This window comes from Streptomyces sp. NPDC006193 (assembly GCF_040613915.1).
Classification (GTDB): Bacteria; Actinomycetota; Actinomycetes; order Streptomycetales; family Streptomycetaceae; genus Streptomyces.
On the sequence record NZ_JBEXTB010000027.1, the window covers coordinates 15020 to 33123 of the forward strand.

The window sequence follows — 18104 nt, forward strand, 5'->3', positions numbered from 1 at the left end:
GCGGTCTCCTGGAACGAAGGGCGAAGGCAGACGCGAGGGGAGGGGCGCGCGTGTGAAGGCGGAGAACGGCGGAGAAACGCGACTGCGCCGGCCCGGGGGGCAGGCGCGCAGGGGGTCAGCTCAACAGGAGGAGGACCACACGCGACCGAAGTCGATGTGGGAGCGGGTGACCAGCCACTGCTGTGGATGCATGGGCCAAGTGGAACAGGCATTCGGTTCCGCGTCAACCGAGTTGAGATGTACTGCTCACAGTCCGGACAGCCTTGACAGCGGAGGGAAACGCCGCCGTACTCTCGGGGCACGGCCCTGCTGAGGGGCTCGGCCGTGCCGCGCCGCATGGCGCGCCCGTGTGAAGGCACCACCCCGTTTCGACGACTCTCCCCCGCTCCGGCCCGTCCCGGCGGGGGACCCCAAGCGTCACGGAGCCTTCGCATGTCATCCGACACCCTCGCCAAAGTCCCCGCCGTCTCGGACCCGTCCGACCCCGGCGACGCCCCGCGGATCGTGCCGCAGCGCCGGTACGGGCAGTGGGCGGCGGCCGCCGTCGTCCTCGTGCTGCTCGGGGCGGCCGTCGACTCGGTCGTGCGCAACGAGGCGTTCCGGTGGGACGTCGTCGCCGACTCCTTCACCTCCGACTCCATCCTGCGCGGGCTGTGGCTCACCCTGTGGCTGACCGCGGTGGTGATGGTCCTCGGCTTCGCCCTCGGCACGCTGCTGGCCGCGTTCCGGCTGTCCGCCAACCCCGTCCTGCGGGCGGTCGGCTGGGGGTACGTGTGGCTGTTCCGGTCGATCCCGATCCTGGTGCAGCTGCTGCTGTGGTTCAACATCGGGGCGCTGTACCCGCGCGTGTTCGGCGTGCGGACCGTGGACCTGCTCGGCCCGGTCGCCGTCGCCGTCATCGGTCTCACCCTGCACGAGGCCGCCTACGCCGCCGAGGTCGTACGCGGCGGCATCCTCTCCGTCGAGCGCGGGCAGATCGAGGCCGCCCAGGCGCTCGGCCTCGGCCGCCGCCGGCGCTGGTGGCGGATCGTGCTGCCGCAGGCGATGCGCGCCATCGTGCCGCCCGCCGGCAACCTGCTCATCGGCACGCTCAAGGGCACCTCGATCGTCAGCGTCATCGCCGTCAACGACCTGCTCTTCTCCGCCCAGCTGATCTACCACCGCACCTATCAGGTGATCCCGCTGCTGATGGTCGCCACCCTCTGGTACGCCATCATCACCTCGCTGCTCGGCATCGGCCAGCACTACGTCGAGAAGCGCTACGCGCGCGGCACGGAGAACGCCCGGTGAGGCCGCAGCTGGTCATCGTCGGAGCCGGCCCGCGGGGGACCGGCGTCCTGGAGCGCATCGCCGCCAACGCGCCCGAGCTGTACCCCGCATCCGGTCTCGACATCCACCTCGTCGATCCCCATCCGCCGGGCGGCGGACGCATCTGGCGGCAGGAGCAGTCGCCGCTGCTGTGGATGAACTCGCACGCCGAGGACGTCACCATGTTCACCGACGAGACGGTGGCGATGGACGGACCGGTGCGCGAAGGCCCCACCCTGCACGAGTGGGCCCACCTCGAGGGCCGCACCTTCGCCGGCCGGCAGCTCCAGGGCCGCTATCTGCGCTGGTTCCACGAACAGGTCCTCGCCGCGCTCCCCCCGGACGTCGCCGTCCACCACCACCCCCGGCGGGCCCTCAGGATCAGCGGGCCGCGCGAGGGCCGCCAGCAGGTGTGGCTGGAGGGCCGCGCGCGCCCCCTCCCGGCCGACCTGGTGATCCTCGCCCTCGGCCATCTCGACACCGAACTCGACCCGGAGCAGCGGCAGCTCGCCGACTACGCGCGCGCCCACGGCCTGGTGCACCTGCCGCCCGACTACACCGCCGACAGCGACCTCTCGCCGCTCGAACCCGGCGCCCCCGTCCTCGTGCGCGGCTTCGGGCTCGCCTTCGTCGACCTGATGGTGCTGGTGACCGAGGGACGCGGCGGCCGGTACGAGGGGGAGACGTACCGCCCTTCCGGGCGGGAGCCGGTGCTGTACGTCGGTTCGCGGCGCGGAGTGCCGTACCACTCGAAGATCGGCTACGACTGGACCGGCGACCGGCCCCCGCTGCCCCGCTTCCTCGGTCCCGCGGAGGTGGACGGGCTGCTGGCCCGGCCCGGGGGCTTCGACTTCCGGCGCGATGTGTGGCCGCTGGTGGAGAAGGAACTGGGCTTCGCCCACTACCACCGGCTGTTCACCGCCCACCCCGGCCGCACGGCCATGGCCTGGACCGACTTCGAGGAGAAGTACGCGGCGGCCGCCGGCCCCGCCGAGATCCGGGCGCTGGCCGCGGCCGCCGTGCCGGACCCGGCCGACCGGCTCGACCTCACCGCGCTCGACCGCCCGCTGGAGGGCGTGCGGTACGCCTCCCACGAGGACTTCCAGGCGGGGCTCCGGCGTTACATCGAGGCGGATCTGAACCGCCGTCATGACCCCTCGCACAGCGCTGACCTGGCCGTGTTCCTCGGGCTGCTCTCCGTCTACGGGCAGCTCGTGCGGCTCGGGGACATCGGGTCCTGGTGGCACGGCTTCTTCAGCCACCTGGCGTCCGGGCCGCCCGGACCGCGGCTGCGGCAGATGCTCGCGCTCTCCCGGGCCGGCCTGCTCCGGTTCGTCGGGGCCGGCATGACCGTCACGACCGGGAACGGGCTGTTCCGCGCCACCGGCACCACCGTGCCGGGCTTCGCCGTCGAGGCGCGGACGCTGGTCGAGGCCCGGCTGCCCGAGCCCACGCTCGGGCGGGCCCGCGACAGCCTGCTGCGCGCGCTGCACGCCGACGGCGCCGCCGCCACGCCGGGCGGCCTGCTCCGGGTCGATCCCGGGGACGGCCGGATCCTCGACGGCGCCGGTCGCCCGCACCCCCGGCGCTTCGCGCTCGGCCCGTACACCGACTCCCGCACCGCCGGCGCCTTCACCCGCCCGCGCACCGGAGGCCCCGCGTTCCGGCAGAACGACGCCACCGCCCGGGCGGCGCTCGCTTTCCTGCGCCACCTGGCCGGCCGTGCCGCCGCCTGAACTCCCCGACGATCCCATGACCCCACGACCGACGACCTCACGACCGACGACCCCACGCCCCCCTGACTCCGCGACCGGCGACTCCACGACCGGCGACTCCGCGACCGGCGACTCCGCGACCGGCGCCCCGACGAACACGACGCGAAGGAATACGCCTGCCATGACCGTCATGGTCGACATCAGGTCCGTGCACAAGAGCTTCGGCCCGCTGAAGGTGCTCAAGGGCATCGACCTCCAGGTACGCGCCGGCGAGGTCACCGTCGTGCTGGGCCCCTCGGGATCCGGCAAGTCCACGCTGCTGCGCACCATCAACCACCTGGAGAAGGTGGACCGGGGCGAGATCAGCGTGGACGGCGCGCTGATCGGCTACCGGCGCGCGGGGGACAAGCTGTACGAGCTGCCCGAGCGCCAGGTGCTCAGGCAGCGCACCCGGATCGGGTTCGTGTTCCAGAACTTCAACCTCTTCCCGCACCTCACGGTCCTGGACAACGTCCTGGAGGCGCCGGTGTCCGTGCTGAAGCGCCCCCGGAAGGAGGCGGCGCGCAGCGCACACCGGCTGCTGGAGCGGGTGGGACTCGCGGACAAGGCCGGCGCCTATCCACGGCAGCTGTCCGGCGGGCAGCAGCAGCGGGTCGCCATCGCACGGGCGCTGGCGCTGGAGCCCCGGCTGCTGCTCTTCGACGAGCCGACGTCGGCGCTCGACCCCGAACTGGTGGGCGAGGTGCTCGACGTCATCCGGGACCTGGCCGCGCAGGGCACGACGATGATCGTCGTCACGCACGAGATGGCGTTCGCCCGCGAGGTCGCCGACACGGTGGTGTTCATGGCCGACGGGCGGATCGTCGAGCAGGGGCCGCCGGAGGAGGTGCTCGGCGCGCCGCGGGAGGAGCGGACCCGGGCGTTCCTGGCGAAGGTGCTGTGAGCGTGGGGACCGGGGCCGCCGGACGCGGCGGATCGGGCGCCCGCGCCACCGCGCGCAGGACGGGGGCGGAGGCGCGGGCACGCCGCGGATGCGCGCCGTCGTGGCGGCGAGACCCGCGCAGGCGCCGGGCATGAGCGGTCTGCTGCACCTCGCCGCCGCCGTGGACCGGCCGGGCCGCTTCGACGACGGCTCCCACCTCGCGCTGGCCCGGCTCGCCGAACGCGGTGGGCTGGACTTCGTGACGCTGGACGATCCCGCCGGGCCCTTGGGCCCCGACGCGCTGGGGGCCCTGTCCCGGGTGGCGCCGGGGACCCGGCGGATCGGGCTGGTGCCGACGGTCGGCACAGGTCACGCCGACGCGCTGCGGGCGCAGGCGGCTTTGGCCGTGCTGGACCGGGTCAGCGGGGGGCGGGCCGGCTGGCGGACCGGCGTCAGCGCCGCCGAGGAGGAGGCACGGCTGTCCGGCCACCGGGACGCGGCCCCCGCCGGGGAACTGCCGCGGGAGGCGGGCGGGGCCGCCGGGTGGTGGCAGGAGGCCACCGGCCGGTCGCCCGGCCCGGACCGGCCGCACCCCGCCGGCCGCACCGGCGCCGCCGTCCCGCTCCGGGCCCCCTCGGCCCTGCCCCCGCCGCCGCACGGCCGTCCGGTCCGCGTGGTCGACGCCGCCGACGGCCCCGCCCGCACGGTCGCCGCCCGGTACGCGGACGTGGCCCTGGTGCACGCCACCACGCCGGCCCGGGCCGCCGCCGTACGGGACGGGCTCAGGCAGGAGGCGCGCGCGGCCGGGCGGCACCCGGACGCGTTGCGGGTGCTGGTGAGCCTGCGGGTGGACCTCGGCGGCGGCGAGCACACGGCCGGACCGGGACGGGGCCCCGCCCGGTTCGGGCGGAGCCGCGAACTCGGGGAGGGCGGAGGCGGCCCGCGGACGGCTGTGCAGGGCCCGCTGTACCGGGGCGGTCCGGTGGACCTCGCGGAGCTGGTGGCCGCCTGGCACGCCGACGGCGTCGCCGACGGCTTCCACTTCGTCCCCGTGGAGCCGCACCGCGATCTGGAGCGGCTGGTCAACGGCACGGTGGCGGTGCTCCAGCACCGCGGCAGGTTCCGCACCTTCTACCCGGGCGGCACCCTGCGCGAGCACCTGGGCCTGACCCGGCCCGCGCACCGCCACGCCCCGGCCGGGGCGCCGGCCGTGACCGGGGACGGGCCGTGACCGCACGGCGCCGCGAAGGCGTCGGCGCGGACGCCGCACGGGCCGCTCGCGCCGGCCGCGGCCCACGGGACCGGGGGCCATATGGAGGGTCTAATTCCGGACATTCCCGGGGCCTGGGTGGCCGAAGAGGGCGGGGTGGTGCCGACCGCGGCCGGCGCCGGCGGGCCGGCCCTGGACGGCCGGCCCTTCCCGGGGCGGGGTCCCGCCGGCCGCCGAGCCCGGCCCGGGCGCCGGGGCGCGGGTCGCGCTCGGCGCGAAGCGGCTCGTCGTGCCGGTCCGCGGGGGCGTCCGCGGAGTACGGGTCCGCGGCCCCGGGGCCGCGGACCGCCGCCTCCAGGCGCGTCGAGGCCGGCCCGTACGAGCCGCGCCGGACGGCACCGGGGTGCCGCACGCCGTACGACGGCGGGCGCACCGTCCGGACCGGCGCCGCGGACGGCCGCGCACGCGGCTTCGAGCTCGCCGGCGAACCCGCCTCCCCGCCGCCGGACGCACGCGGGGCACGGTGATCGGGGCGGTGGGGGCGCCGGCTCGCTCGACGGCGGGTCAGCCGCCGCCGGAGGCGAAGCCGTTGGTGCCTTCGGGTGGTTGCGGGCCGACGGCCGAAAGGCACCCTTGTGCCGACCGGCCGTTCGGCCGAATACTCCCCCTCAGCGCTTGTCAGGGGCATGCGTATTCGAATCCGGTCGGTCCCCTGGCTGCGCCTCACGGGCCCCGACCCCACGCGGGCCCCCGACTTCCCTTGGAGGGAACGACACGTGAGGAAGAAGCGCACCACTCCCCGCGGCGGCACGGCGAGACGGACCCGGCTGACCGCCGTGGCCACCGGCTTCCTGGCCGCAGCCGCGTTCGCCGCCCCCACTGCGAACGCCAGCGACAGCGACACCTTCAGCGCCACCCAGCTGAGCAAGGCGAGCGACTCCGTCCTCAGGGCCGACATCCCCGGGACGGCCTGGGCGGTGGACGGCAAGAGCAACCGCGTCGTCGTCACCGTCGACAGCACGGTCTCCCAGGCCGAGATCGCCAAGATCAAGGAGCAGGCCGGCGGAACCGCGGACGCTTTGGTCATCAAGCACACGCCGGGCAGGTTCACCAAGCTGATCTCGGGCGGCGACGCCATCTACGCGAGCAGCTGGCGCTGCTCGCTCGGCTTCAACGTCCAGGACTCCAGCGGCAACTACTACTTCCTGACCGCCGGGCACTGCACGGACGGCGCGGGCACCTGGTGGTCGAACTCCTCGCACACGACCACGCTCGGCACCACCGCCGGCTCCAGCTTCCCCGGCAACGACTACGGCCTCGTGCGCTACACCAACAGCTCGGTGACCAAGTCGGGCGCCGTGGGCAGCCAGGACATCACCAGCGCGGCCACCCCCTCCGTGGGCACGACCGTGTACCGCCGCGGATCCACGACCGGTACGCACAGCGGCCGTGTCACCGCGCTCAACGCGACGGTCAACTACGGCGGCGGCGACGTCGTCTCCGGTCTGATCCAGACCACCGTCTGCGCCGAGCCCGGCGACTCCGGCGGTCCGCTGTACGGCGGCACCACGGCCTACGGTCTGACCTCCGGCGGCAGCGGCGACTGCACCTCCGGCGGTACGACGTTCTTCCAGCCGGTCACCGAGGCGCTGAGCGCCTACGGGGTCCACGTCTTCTGACGGACCCGGCGCCCCGCGTCCTCCTGACGGGACGCGCGGCCGGTGACGGCAGCGAGCCCCCGCACGCCCACCGCGTGCGGGGGCTCCGCCTTGGGCGGGCGGTGTCTCCGGTGTTCGCGCAGGTGGGAGGCGGTGGAGCCGGTGTCGTACAGGTGTTCGGGAATGGAGGTATGGTGGGGAGAGAGATAGGGAACTGATGTTCGAAAGCCGTTCGGGGTCCGAGTGCGGGAGGTGCGTGTGCCGGGCTTCGCGCATCTGCGCACCGTCTCCGGGTTCTCGCTGAGGTACGGGGCGTCCCACCCGGAGCGGCTGGCCGAGCGCGCCTCGGAGCGGGGCATGGACGCCCTCGCCCTGACCGACCGCGACACCCTCGCCGGCGCGGTGCGCTTCGCCAAGGCCTGCGCCGGGGCGGGCGTCCGTCCGCTGTTCGGCGTCGACCTGGCGGTGGAGGCGGCGCAGGCCGTGCGGAGCGAGCGGCGGCGGACCCCGGTGCGCGGCGGAGCCTTCGTGGACGAGTCGGCCCCCCGGGTGACCTTCCTCGCCCGGGACGGCGCCCGGGGGTGGGCCGGCCTGTGCCGGCTCGTCACGGCGGCGCACGCGGGCGGGGGCGCTCCGCTGCTGCCCTGGGCCGGCAACCAGGGCGACGGCCTCGTGGTGCTGCTCGGTCCGGGATCGGACGTGGGGCGCGCGCTGGCCGCCGGGCGGCCCGACCGGGCGGCGGCGCTGCTGGCCCCGTGGCGCGAGGTCTACGGCGACGCGCTGCGGCTGGAGGCCGTCTGGCACGGGCGTGCCGGCACGGGCGCCGGTTCCCTGCGGCTCGCCGCCCGTACCGTCGGCTTCGCCGCCGAGCAGGGGGTCCGCCCGGTGCTCAGCAACGCCGTCCGGTACGCCGATCCCGGCCAGGGACCGGTCGCCGACGTGCTGGACGCCGCGCGCCGCCTGGTGCCGATCGACCCGCGCGGGGAGCTGGACTCCGGTGAGGCCTGGCTGAAGGACGCGCGGAGCATGCTGCGGGTCGCCGAGCGGATCGTGGAGGCCGCCGGATACCGGCGCGACACCGCGCACCGGCTCCTGGAGCAGACCCGGGCCACGGCCGCCGAGTGCCGGGTAGACCCCGAGGAGGACCTCGGCATCGGCACCGTCCACTTTCCCGAGCCGCACCTCGTCGGCGCCGGCCGGCGCACCGCCCAGCGGACCCTCGCCTCGCAGGCGACGGCGGGGATGCTGCGGCTCGGCTACGGCGGCCGGCGCGCCTACTGGGAGCGGATGCACCACGAGCTGGACATCATCGCCCACCACGGCTTCGCCTCCTACTTCCTGACGGTCGCCCAGGTGGTCGACGACGTCCGGCGGATGGGGATCCGGGTGGCGGCGCGGGGCTCCGGGGCCGGGTCCCTCGTCAACCATCTGCTCGGGATCGCGCACGCCGACCCCGTGGAGCACGGGCTGCTGATGGAGCGCTTCCTGTCCAAGGAGCGCGTCGTGCTGCCGGACATCGACATCGACGTGGAGTCCGCGCGGCGGCTGGAGGTCTACCGCGCGATCATCGGCCGGTTCGGCGCGGAACGGGTCGCCACCGTCTCCATGCCGGAGACCTACCGCGTCCGGCACGCGATCCGGGACGTGGGCGCCGCGCTGTCCATGGACCCGGCCGAGATCGACCGTGTCGCCAAGTCCTTCCCGCACATCCGGGCGCGCGACGCCCGGGCCGCCCTGGCGGAGCTGCCCGAGCTGAGGCGGCTCGCGGGGGAGAAGGAGAAGTACGGCAGGCTGTGGGAGCTGGTCGAGGCGCTCGACGGCCTGCCGCGCGGGGTCGCCATGCATCCGTGCGGGGTGCTGCTGTCCGACGCCTCCCTGCTCGCCCGTACCCCGGTGGTGCCGAGCAGCGGCGAGCAGCTTCCCATGTCGCAGTTCGACAAGGAGGACGTGGAGGATCTCGGGCTGCTCAAGCTGGACGTGCTGGGCGTGCGGATGCAGTCGGCGATGGCGCACGCGGTCGCCGAGGTGGAGCGGGCGACCGGGAAGCGGATCGATCTGGACGCGGTGCCGCCCGACGACCCGGCCACCTACCGGCTCATCCGCTCGACGGAGACGCTCGGCTGCTTCCAGATCGAGTCGCCGGGCCAGCGGGACCTGGTGGGGCGGCTGCAGCCGAGCACCTTCCACGACCTGGTCGTGGACATCTCGCTGTTCCGGCCCGGGCCGGTCGCCGCCGACATGGTGCGGCCGTTCATCGAGGCGCGGCACGGGCGGGCGCCGGTGCGCTGCCCGCACCCGGACCTGGAGGAGCCGCTGAAGGGGACGTACGGGGTCGTCGTCTTCCACGAACAGGTCATCGACATCGTCGCCACGCTGACCGGGTGCGGCCGGGGCGAGGCCGACCGGGTGCGGCGCGGGCTGTCCGACCCGGAGACGCAGGCGCGGATCAAGGTGTGGTTCGCGCAGCGGGCGGCGGCCAGGGGATACACCGAAGAAACGATTCAGCGCACCTGGGGGATCGTCGAGGCCTTCGGGTCGTACGGCTTCTGCAAGGCGCACGCCGTCGCCTTCGCCGTGCCCACCTACCAGTCGGCGTGGCTGAAGGCCCATCACCCCGCCGCCTTCTACGCCGGACTGCTCACGCACGACCCCGGGATGTACCCGAAGCGGCTGCTGCTGGCGGACGCGCGGCGGCGGGGGGTGCCGATCCTGCCGCTCGACGTGAACGTGTCCGGGGTGGCCCACCGGATCGAACCGGTGTCCAGGTCGCCGGAGGTGTGGGGACTGCGGCTCGCCCTCGGTGATGTGCACGGCATCACCGAGGACGAGGCGCAGCGGATCGAGGACGGACAGCCGTACGCCTCCCTGCTGGACTTCTGGGAGCGGGCCCGGCCCAGCCGGCCGCTGGCCGGGCGGCTCGCCCAGGTGGGCGCGCTGGACGCGTTCGGCGCCAACCGGCGCGACCTGCAACTGCACCTGACCGAGCTGCACCGGGGCGCCCGGGGCGGCGGCGGGGACCAGCTCCCCCTCGCCGGCGGCCGGAAGACCGCACCGGCCGGCCTGCCGGACCTGACGCCGGCGGAGCGGCTCAGCGCCGAGCTGGGCGTGCTGTCCATGGACGCCTCGCACAACCTGATGGACGACCACCGGGAGTTCCTCGAGGAGCTGGGCGTGGTCTGCGCGCGCCGGCTGCGCGAGGCCCGGCACGGCGAGACCGTGCTGGTCGCGGGCGCCAAGGCGGCCACCCAGACCCCGCCGATCCGCTCCGGCAAGCGGGTCATCTTCTCCACGCTGGACGACGGCACGGGACTGGTCGACCTCGCGTTCTTCGACGACTCCCACGACGCCTGCGCCCACACCGTCTTCCACTCCTGGCTGCTGCTGGTGCGCGGAGTGGTGCAGCGGCGCGGCTCGCGCAGCCTGAGCGTGGTCGGCTCCGCGGCCTGGAACCTCGCCGAACTGGTGGAGGTGCGGCGCGAGGAGGGGCTCGACGGGGTCGCGGCCCGGCTGGCCGCACCGTCCGGCACGGCCGGGGACGGATCCGCGCCGGACGACGGCGACGGCCCGTTCCGGGCCCGGGTCGCCGGCTCCGACGGGCTGCCCGCGCCGGCCGGCTCCGCGGCCGGCGACCCGATGGCGGGCCGGACGATCCGCCTGCCCACGGGGTACCGGATGCACCCGTGGGCCGATCTGCGCCCCGCGGGCCAGGACGCCGCGCAAGGACCCGCGGCGATACGGAAGCTGTGGCACCGAAGTCCGGGGAGCGCGGGGTGACCGCCTGCGCGCGTGGCCTTTCCGCCCGCCGCCGGCGCGCGGTGACCCGGGCGCGCGCCCCGGGCGACCGGCGCCGGGCCGGGCGGCGGCGCCGGTCACCGCCGCAAGTTTTTGCCGGCGCGCAGCTTCCCACGGGGGCTACCCGCCCGTAACTTGACGAGTGAACAGCATCCCGTGATCCGGATCACAGGGTAAGGCCGTGCCCCTCCCGTGAGCCGCAAGGAGATCACACGATGCTGCCCTGGATACGAGTGCTCAGACCCCTCGCCGCGCTGCTCCTGACCGCCGCCGTCGCCGTCGTGCCCGCCGCCACCGCCCGCGCCGCCGGCGCCGCCCCCTCCTCGGGCTGGAACGACTACTCCTGCCGGCCCTCCGCCGCCCACCCGCGCCCCGTCGTCCTCGTCCACGGCACCCTGGGCAACTCGGTCGACAACTGGCTCTCCCTGGCCCCCTACCTCGGCGGCCGCGGATACTGCGTCTACTCCCTCGACTACGGGCAGCTCCCCGGCGTCCCCTTCTTCCACGGGCTCGGCCCCCTCGACCGGTCGGCGCAGCAGCTGTCCGCCTTCGTCGACACGGTCCTCGCCGCGACCGGGGCCGCCGAGGCCGACCTGGTCGGTCACTCCCAGGGCGGCATGATGCCGCGCCACTACCTGAAGTTCCTCGGCGGAGCCGCCAAGGTGCACGCCCTCGTCGGCATCGCCCCCGACAACCACGGCACCGACCTGGCCGGCCTGACCGGCCTGCTGCCGTACTTCCCCGGCGCCGAGGACCTGATCAAGGCCACCACCCCGGGCCTCGCCGACCAGATCAGCGGCTCGGCGTTCCTCACCCGGCTCAACGCGGGCGGCGACACCGTCCCCGGAGTGCGCTACACCGTCATCGCCACCCGGTACGACGAGGTGGTCACCCCCTGGCGCAGCCAGTACCTGAGCGGCCCGGACGTCCACAACGTCCTGCTCCAGGACCTGTGCCCGCCGGACCTCTCCGAGCACGTCGCGATCGGCCTGTACGACCGGATCGCCTTCCACGAGGTGGCCAACGCGCTCGACCCGGCCCACGCCACCCCCACGACCTGCGCGTCCGCCGTCGGCTGACGTCCGCCGGGGCCTGTCCGGCCTGAGCCGCCGGACAGGCCCCGGACCGCCTCACCGGCGGTGGCCGCCACCCGCCGCGCGCCGCCGCACCGACAGGAACAGCGCCGCGGAGCCGAGCGCCAGCGCCGCCGCGCCGCCGACCGCCAGGTATCCGGTGCTGCCCGACGCGCCCGTCTCGGCGAGGTCCGCCGGGGCCCCCGCCGCCTTGGGACGGTTGGCCGGGGCGGCCGGCTCCGCCGGGGCGCCGGCGCCGGCGCGCTCCGGGGCGGTCGCGGACCGCGGCGGTGCGGCGGCGGGCTCCGCCGAGGTGCTCGCGTCGTCGTCCCCGTGCCCGTGGTGCTCCACGGTGGACCGGCCGGCGCCGGCCGCGATCTGCCGGTCGGAGGGTGCGGAGGCGGTCGGGGCCGGGGCCGGGGCGGCCCCGGCCCCGCCGTCGCCCGCGGCGTGGGTGCCGGCGGGGGCGACGCCGCTGCCGCTGCCGCCGAAGTCCACGTCCGAGCAGGAGTAGAACGCCTCCGGGCTGTCCGAGCGCTGCCAGACCGCGTACAGCAGCTGCCTGCCGGAGCGCTCCGGCAGGGTGCCGGAGAAGGTGTAGAAGCCGTCCGAGGCGGCCGGGTCGGTGGCCGTCGCCACCGGGTGCTCCAGGTCCAGGTCGGCCCAGCCGAGAGGCTCGGCCGGGTCGTAGCCGGGCTTGGTGAGGTAGACGGTGAAGGTCCCCTTGTGCGGGGCGGTCACCCGGTACCGGAAGGTGCGCGGCCCCCGCTCCACGCGGGTCGCCGGCCAGTCGGCGCGGGCCAGGTCCAGGCCCTTGAACTCCTCGTTGTTCGCGCTGCACAGCTTGCCGTCCGGGATCAGCTCCCGGTGCCGGCCGGCCGCGTCGCCGATCCGGATGCCGTTCCAGTCGTACAGCGCCTGGGTGCCGCCGGCTGCCACGGCCGCCTTGCACGCGGCCGAGTCCGGGCTCTCGGGACCCTCCGCGAAGCACTGCGAGACGCGGCTGACCGGGTCGCCCATCGAGCCGTGCGCGGACGCGGGGGCGGCGGCGAGCGCGGTCAGGGCGAGCGGCGCGAGGCCGAGGGCGGTGACGGCGGACGCCTTGGCCTTACGGCGAGCAGGCATGCGGAACTCCTCCGAACGGTCCGTGGGGGCGGGCTGCATCCCGTGGGGTGATCAGAAGCTAGCCCCGGAGAACCGCGAGAACGCCCGCCGAGGGCCGGTCGGGGAGATCTTTATGGTGCGCTTAAGGAGGTGCTCAGACTGCGCTCAGGTAGACACCGCGCGCACGGGCGCACGCCCGGCGCGGGCGGTGCGCAGACCGCGGGCGGCGGGGCGGCGCACCGCGGCCGTCAGCCGTCGGGCCACCAGGTCCGGGCGATGTCCTTGCGCACCTCCGGGCGTCCCGCGGGGCGTTCCTCCGCCTCCTCGCGGATCCGGCGGCTGTCCGTTCTCTTCAGGGGCTTGTGCACGGTCGCACGGCGCATGGCTGCCTCCTTCGGCGCCTACCGCGATCCGCTGGGGCGCGGAGACAGACGCTCGTGGGGGAGAGTCCCTCATCGGTACGGCGGTGTCAGTGACGTGTGTCACTCTCCGGGGACGACGAGCAGGACGAGCACATGGTTGCGGCTGCCCCGGAAGCGGAGGGGGATGCACGGGACGCCGTCTGCATCGACGAGCCGGACCACGGTGACAGGGCGCCGGCCGCGGGCGGCACGGAGTCCCTCACGGGCCGCCGGAACCGCTGAGCCGGGATCCGCGGCGGCAGCGGCGGTCCGGGCCCGTCAGGCCAGCAGCTCCGCGAAGCCGCCCGCGCGGACCGCCAGCGCCGCCAGCGCGTCGAGGGCGGTCAGGGCGGCGGACGCGGCCTCCGGGTCCGTCCGCGCGAGCCCGCTCGCGGCGAACTCGTCCTCGTCCAGCCGCCGCACGTCCCGGCCGTCGGCGGAGCGCCACAGGTCCAGGTCGAGGTCCTCCACGACCAGTGCCGAGCCGGAGCGGACCGCGGGGCGGGTGACGTCGCAGTACCAGCCCTTGACGGAGCCGTCCGCGGCGCGGACCTCCTTCACCGAGTACCACCGGTCACGCCAGTAGTGCTCGGTGAACACGTCACCCGGTTCGAAGCGCACGAACCCGAAGTCCCGGACCCCGGCGCCCGCCCACGGCGCGCGGACGACGATCCGGGTGCCGTCGTCCCGCAGCAGCTCCGCCGGGTAGCGGATCTTGGTACGGCCCCCCTTGACCAGGACCACCTCCAGCGTGCCCTGCGGCTCGGCCCGGTTCGCGGACACGGCCCACCTCCGTCCGACACCTCATGTGTCCCAGCCACTCGCGGCCGGCCTTCACCGGCGCTGCCCGTGCGAAGCCCGCGGCCCCCTCCGGTCCGACGGGGCGGTCGGTCGTGCAGGAGCACGGGCACGGGCAGGAACCGTACGGCACGGTTGACGGGGCCGCCTCCCGTTTTCCGGCGGGTGCGGGAGAATCGTGGCGTGAGCCTGAAGATCCGCATCGATGACAGCGCGCCGCCGTACGAGCAGGTGCGGGCGCAGATCTCCCAGCAGGCGCGGTCCGGCGCGCTCCCCGTGGGCTACCGGCTGCCGACCGTGCGGGGGCTCGCCGAGTCCCTGGGGCTGGCGGTGAACACGGTGGCCAAGGCGTACCGGGCGCTGGAGGGCGACGGCGTGATCGAGACGCGGGGACGCAACGGCACGTTCGTGGCCGCCGCCGGCTCGGCCGCGCAGCGGGAGGCGTCCGCGGCCGCCCAGGCGTACGCGGAGCGGGTGCGGCGGCTGGGCCTGGGGGAGGAGGAGGCGGCCGCCGCGGTGCGGGACGCCCTGCGGGCCGCCTACGGGGAGGACTGAGTCACGCCCCGCCCCACCGGGCCCCGCATCACCGGGCCCCCACCGGGCCCCGCCCCGCGCCGGGTCACCGGAGGGTCAGCGGCTCGGGTACGCGTGTCACCGGCAGGCCCGCCTTCGCCGCCGCCCGGGCGAACGCCACCGCGTCCGCCACCGCCGCGCCCCCGGGATCGTTGTTGAAGTACACGAACACGTCCTCCCCGTCCGGCCAGGCCGCCGCGACGCGCTCCGCCCAGGTCTGCAGGGAACGGCGGCCGTAGCGCGGCCACGGCCGGGCGCGGCCCTGGTGGAAGCGGACGTAGCCCCAGCCGGTGGTGCGCCACAGCGGGGTGACCGGGCGGGCCAGCACGTCCGCCCAGCACAGGGCCGCGCCCCGGTCCCGGAGGACGTGCCGCACCTCGGGCGTCCACCACGAGTCGTGGCGCGGCTCCACCGCGACCCGCGTCCCGGCCGGGAAGCACGCCAGGCAGGCGTCCAGCAGGGACGGGTCGGCCCGCAGGGTGGGCGGGAGCTGCAGCAGGACCGGACCCAGGCGGTCGCCGAGACCGGCCGCGTGACCCATCAGGCGCTGCACCGGCTCCTCGGGGTCCTTCAGCCGCTTGATGTGGGTGAGATAGCGGCTCGCCTTCACCGCGGCCACGAAGTCCGCCGGCACCCGGTCCCGCCAGGAGGCGAAGGTGCCGTACGCCGGCAGCCGGTAGAACGCGTTGTTGACCTCCACCGTCGCGAAGAGCCGGGTGTACTCCTCCAGCCACAGCCGCGCCGGCACCCCGGCCGGGTAGACGAGGTCCCGCCAGTCCTTGTACTGCCACCCCGACGTGCCGACGAACACGGTCATGCCCTCATGGAAGCACTACAGGTACAGACCCGCGTCCGCTCCCTCGCGCGCCCCCGGCACCGACGTCGGAGCCGTGCCCCGGCGCAGCGCGTACAGCTCGGCCAGGGTGGCGCCCTCGCGGCCGACGGCCTCCTGACCGGGGGCCTCGCCGCCGAGCCAGCGCAGCGCCTCCGGGCGGGTCAGCGGTCCGACCTCGATGCGGGCCAGGCAGCGGCCGGGGCGGACCACGGCCGGATGCAGGCGTTCCAGGTCCTCGTTGGTGGTGACGCCGACCAGCACGTTGCGGCCCTGGCCGAGCAGGCCGTCGGTGAGGTTCAGCAGCCGGGACAGGGCCTGGCCCGCCGTGTGCCGGGCCTCGCCGCGGATCAGCTCGTCGCAGTCCTCCAGCAGCAGGAGCCGCCAGCGGCCCTTGCCCGCGCCGTCGTCCTCGCCGATCGCGATGTCCATCAGGTAGCCGACGTCGGAGAAGAGGCGCTCGGGGTCCAGCACGCAGTCCACCTGGCACCAGTCGCGCCAGGACCGGGCCAGGGTGCGCAGCGCCGACGTCTTGCCGGTGCCGGGCGGGCCGTGGAGCAGCAGCAGCCGGCCCGCGATGTCCTCGGGGGTGGTCTTCATCAGGCGGTCCATCGCGTCCGCCACCGGCGCCGTGTAGTTGGGCCGGACCTCCTCCCAGGTGCCCGCCGAGATCTGACGGGTGGTGCGGTGCGGGCCGCGCCGCGGGGAGACGTACCAGAACCCCATCGTCACGTCCTCCGGCTGCGGTTCCGGCTCGTCGGCCGCGCCGTCCGTGGCCTGGTCCAGGATCCGCTTCGCCAGCTCGGCGCCGGTCGCGGTGACCGTGACGTCCGCGCCCCGGCTCCAGCGGGAGACCAGCAGGGTCCAGCCCTCCCCCTCGGCGAGGGTCGCGCTGCGGTCGTCGTCGCGGGCCACCCGCAGCACCCGTGCGCCCTCCGGCAGCAGCGTCGCGCCCGGCCGGACCCGGTCGATGTTCACCGCGTGCGAGTACGGCTGCTCACCCGTCGCGAAACGGCCGAGGAACAGCGCGTCGACGACGTCGGACGGCGAATCGGAGTCGTCGACGTGCAGCCGGATCGGCAGGGAGTCGTGCGGGTTGGCAGCCATGCCGCCATGATCCGGCACCGGCGCCTCCCGCGCACGGCATTTGCGCCGCCGGACCGCTCCGCCGGCGCAGCGGTCCCGGCGGCGACCCGGCCCGCCCGGCGCTGCCGCGCCCGGCGGCAGACCGCCGTTCCGCGCGCGGGCGGGTGTGCGCAACACCGGCTCCCCGCCCGGCTCCGGCCGTTACTGTTGTCCCCGATGACACGTCCTGGGTGGAATGCGGGCGACCGGCGGTGGCGGCTCACCGCCCTGCTCGCAGTGGGCGCGGTCGTGCTGGCCCTGGTGGCGACCCTGGTCGGCACGCGGTCCGAAGGCCCCGGCACCGCCGGCACCACCCGCGACGGCGACGCCGTGCACGGCACCCCGGCCCCGGCGCGCGAGCCGCGGCCGTACGTCGGCTGGGGCTTCACGCACACCCAGTACAGCGCCGACCAGGGCCCGGCGGCCGCCACCGCGCGGGTCGCGCGGATCCTCGGCCGGGGCGGCGGGCTGCCGCAGAACCAGCACATCATGGGCTGGGGCGCCGACAACCCCGAACCGGTCGAGGGGCACTACGACTTCGGGGCGCTGGACCGCCGCATCGACTTCGTCCGCGCCTCCGGCGGCACCCCGGTGATCACCCTGTGCTGCTCCCCGGACTGGATGAAGGGCGGCCGGGCCGGGGCCGGGGGCACCGACTGGAGCCGGACCGCGCTGGAGACCCCGCCCACCCCCGGCCACTACCAGGACTTCGCCGACCTCGCCGCGACCGTCGCCCGGCGCTACCCGGACGTGCGGCACTTCATCGTCTGGAACGAGTTCAAGGGGTTCTGGAACGACGCGGCGGCCCGCTGGGACTACGAGGGCTACACCCGGATGTACAACCTCGTGTACCGGGCGCTGAAGAAGGTCGACGAGGACATCATGGTCGGCGGCCCGTACCTGGTGATGGACAGCGTCGACCCGCGCGACCCGAACGCCTCCACCGCGCTCCGAGGCCCCTGGGGCGCCATGGACCAGCGCGTCCTGGACGCCTTCGGCTATTGGAACGCGCACAAGGCCGGAGCCGACTTCGCCGTGGTGGACGGCGCCAGCTACACCCGCGACGACGAACTGCTCCCGGACGAGTTCGCCGCCACCCGTAAGTTCACCGCCGTCGGCCAGTGGGTGCGGCGGCAGACCCACGGCCTGCCCCTGTGGTGGGCGGAGTACTACGTCGAACCCGGTGACGGCGACGGCGAGCGCACCGGCTGGTCCGAACCGCACCGCGTCGCCGTCCAGGCCACCGGCATGATCGCCATGGCGGAGGGCGGCGCCGGCTCCGGCTTCTACTGGAATCCGCAGAAGCGGACGGGCGACTGCGCCGGCTGCCTGTGGACGCCGACCGGCGCCGCCGGCGGGGGACGGACCCTGCCCATGTACGGCCTGCTGTCCCGGTTCGCCGGGGCGTTCCCGCCGGGCACCCGGTACACGACCGTGTCCGTCGCCCCCGACGACGTGCCCAACGTCCGCGTCCTGGCCACGCGCAGGACCGTCCTCGTCGTCAACACCCTGGCCCGGACGATCAGCGCGCGGATCGACGGCAAGCGGTTCGACCTGCGGGCCTACGAGGTGAGGTGGCTCGACCGCTGAGCC

General features: G+C 75.3%; 14 protein-coding genes. 9 read left to right on the top strand and 5 right to left on the bottom strand.

Going from position 1 to position 18104, the window contains the following annotated elements; translation table 11 throughout:
* Positions 1-432: 432 nt before the first annotated feature.
* From ABZ261_RS22575 to ABZ261_RS22605, 7 genes are all read left to right on the top strand, one after another.
* The gene (locus ABZ261_RS22575; RefSeq protein WP_356861864.1) at positions 433-1290 is read left to right on the top strand and encodes an amino acid ABC transporter permease; all 858 of its coding nucleotides are present in this window, start codon (positions 433-435) and stop codon (positions 1288-1290) included.
* Complete coding sequence (locus ABZ261_RS22580; protein ID WP_356861866.1) at positions 1287-3044, top strand: FAD/NAD(P)-binding protein; 1758 nt, start codon at positions 1287-1289, stop codon at positions 3042-3044. The genes ABZ261_RS22575 and ABZ261_RS22580 overlap by 4 nt, the downstream gene beginning before the upstream one ends.
* A gap of 160 nt (positions 3045-3204) precedes the next feature.
* The gene (locus ABZ261_RS22585; RefSeq protein WP_356861868.1) at positions 3205-3966 is read left to right on the top strand and encodes an amino acid ABC transporter ATP-binding protein; all 762 of its coding nucleotides are present in this window, start codon (positions 3205-3207) and stop codon (positions 3964-3966) included.
* A 130-nt stretch (positions 3967-4096) separates the two neighbouring features.
* Complete coding sequence (locus tag ABZ261_RS22590) at positions 4097-5176, top strand: LLM class flavin-dependent oxidoreductase (RefSeq protein ID WP_356861870.1); 1080 nt, start codon at positions 4097-4099, stop codon at positions 5174-5176.
* Positions 5177-5931: 755 nt separating this feature from the next.
* Entirely contained in the window at positions 5932-6834 is a 903-nt protein-coding gene (locus ABZ261_RS22595) for a S1 family peptidase (RefSeq protein ID WP_356861872.1), read from the top strand.
* A gap of 237 nt (positions 6835-7071) precedes the next feature.
* The gene (locus tag ABZ261_RS22600) at positions 7072-10587 is read left to right on the top strand and encodes a DNA polymerase III subunit alpha (protein WP_356861874.1); all 3516 of its coding nucleotides are present in this window, start codon (positions 7072-7074) and stop codon (positions 10585-10587) included.
* 233 nt (positions 10588-10820) lie between these two features.
* Positions 10821-11684: an alpha/beta fold hydrolase gene (locus ABZ261_RS22605; protein WP_356861876.1), complete on the top strand. Its 864-nt coding sequence runs from the start codon at positions 10821-10823 to the stop codon at positions 11682-11684.
* A gap of 51 nt (positions 11685-11735) precedes the next feature.
* On the opposite strand, the gene ABZ261_RS22610 is transcribed toward ABZ261_RS22605, so the two are convergent.
* From ABZ261_RS22610 to ABZ261_RS22620, 3 genes are all read right to left on the bottom strand, one after another.
* On the bottom strand, positions 11736-12803 hold the full coding sequence (locus ABZ261_RS22610) for a lytic polysaccharide monooxygenase (RefSeq protein ID WP_356861878.1): 1068 nt from the start codon (positions 12801-12803) through the stop codon (positions 11736-11738).
* A 227-nt stretch (positions 12804-13030) separates the two neighbouring features.
* Positions 13031-13165, bottom strand: coding sequence for a hypothetical protein (locus ABZ261_RS22615; protein WP_356861880.1), 135 nt, complete (start codon positions 13163-13165; stop codon positions 13031-13033).
* A 297-nt stretch (positions 13166-13462) separates the two neighbouring features.
* Positions 13463-13966: a DUF402 domain-containing protein gene (locus ABZ261_RS22620; RefSeq protein ID WP_356861882.1), complete on the bottom strand. Its 504-nt coding sequence runs from the start codon at positions 13964-13966 to the stop codon at positions 13463-13465.
* Between the two features lie 198 nt (positions 13967-14164).
* Here ABZ261_RS22620 and ABZ261_RS22625 point away from each other — a divergent pair, with 198 nt between their 5' ends.
* Positions 14165-14536: a GntR family transcriptional regulator gene (locus tag ABZ261_RS22625; protein WP_356861884.1), complete on the top strand. Its 372-nt coding sequence runs from the start codon at positions 14165-14167 to the stop codon at positions 14534-14536.
* A gap of 64 nt (positions 14537-14600) precedes the next feature.
* Here ABZ261_RS22625 and ABZ261_RS22630 read toward each other — a convergent pair whose 3' ends face one another.
* Positions 14601-15371: a DUF72 domain-containing protein gene (locus tag ABZ261_RS22630; protein ID WP_356861886.1), complete on the bottom strand. Its 771-nt coding sequence runs from the start codon at positions 15369-15371 to the stop codon at positions 14601-14603.
* Between the two features lie 15 nt (positions 15372-15386).
* On the bottom strand, positions 15387-16493 hold the full coding sequence (locus ABZ261_RS22635; protein WP_356861888.1) for a DUF5925 domain-containing protein: 1107 nt from the start codon (positions 16491-16493) through the stop codon (positions 15387-15389).
* Positions 16494-16688: 195 nt separating this feature from the next.
* Here ABZ261_RS22635 and ABZ261_RS22640 point away from each other — a divergent pair, with 195 nt between their 5' ends.
* The gene (locus tag ABZ261_RS22640) at positions 16689-18101 is read left to right on the top strand and encodes a xylan 1,4-beta-xylosidase (RefSeq protein ID WP_356861890.1); all 1413 of its coding nucleotides are present in this window, start codon (positions 16689-16691) and stop codon (positions 18099-18101) included.
* The last annotated feature ends 3 nt before the right edge of the window (positions 18102-18104 follow it).

Excerpts from the sequence above, each read along its gene's own strand:
- ABZ261_RS22575 (WP_356861864.1), top strand. The coding sequence starts at position 433 with ATGTCATCCGACACCCTCGCCAAAGTCCCCGCCGTCTCGGACCCGTCC.
- ABZ261_RS22585 (WP_356861868.1), top strand. The coding sequence starts at position 3,205 with ATGACCGTCATGGTCGACATCAGGTCCGTGCACAAGAGCTTCGGCCCG.
- ABZ261_RS22590 (WP_356861870.1), top strand. The coding sequence starts at position 4,097 with ATGAGCGGTCTGCTGCACCTCGCCGCCGCCGTGGACCGGCCGGGCCGC.
- ABZ261_RS22605 (WP_356861876.1), top strand. The coding sequence starts at position 10,821 with ATGCTGCCCTGGATACGAGTGCTCAGACCCCTCGCCGCGCTGCTCCTG.
- ABZ261_RS22610 (WP_356861878.1), bottom strand. The coding sequence starts at position 12,803 with ATGCCTGCTCGCCGTAAGGCCAAGGCGTCCGCCGTCACCGCCCTCGGC.
- ABZ261_RS22615 (WP_356861880.1), bottom strand. The coding sequence starts at position 13,165 with ATGCGCCGTGCGACCGTGCACAAGCCCCTGAAGAGAACGGACAGCCGC.
- ABZ261_RS22630 (WP_356861886.1), bottom strand. The coding sequence starts at position 15,371 with ATGACCGTGTTCGTCGGCACGTCGGGGTGGCAGTACAAGGACTGGCGG.
- ABZ261_RS22635 (WP_356861888.1), bottom strand. The coding sequence starts at position 16,493 with ATGGCTGCCAACCCGCACGACTCCCTGCCGATCCGGCTGCACGTCGAC.
- ABZ261_RS22640 (WP_356861890.1), top strand. The coding sequence starts at position 16,689 with ATGACACGTCCTGGGTGGAATGCGGGCGACCGGCGGTGGCGGCTCACC.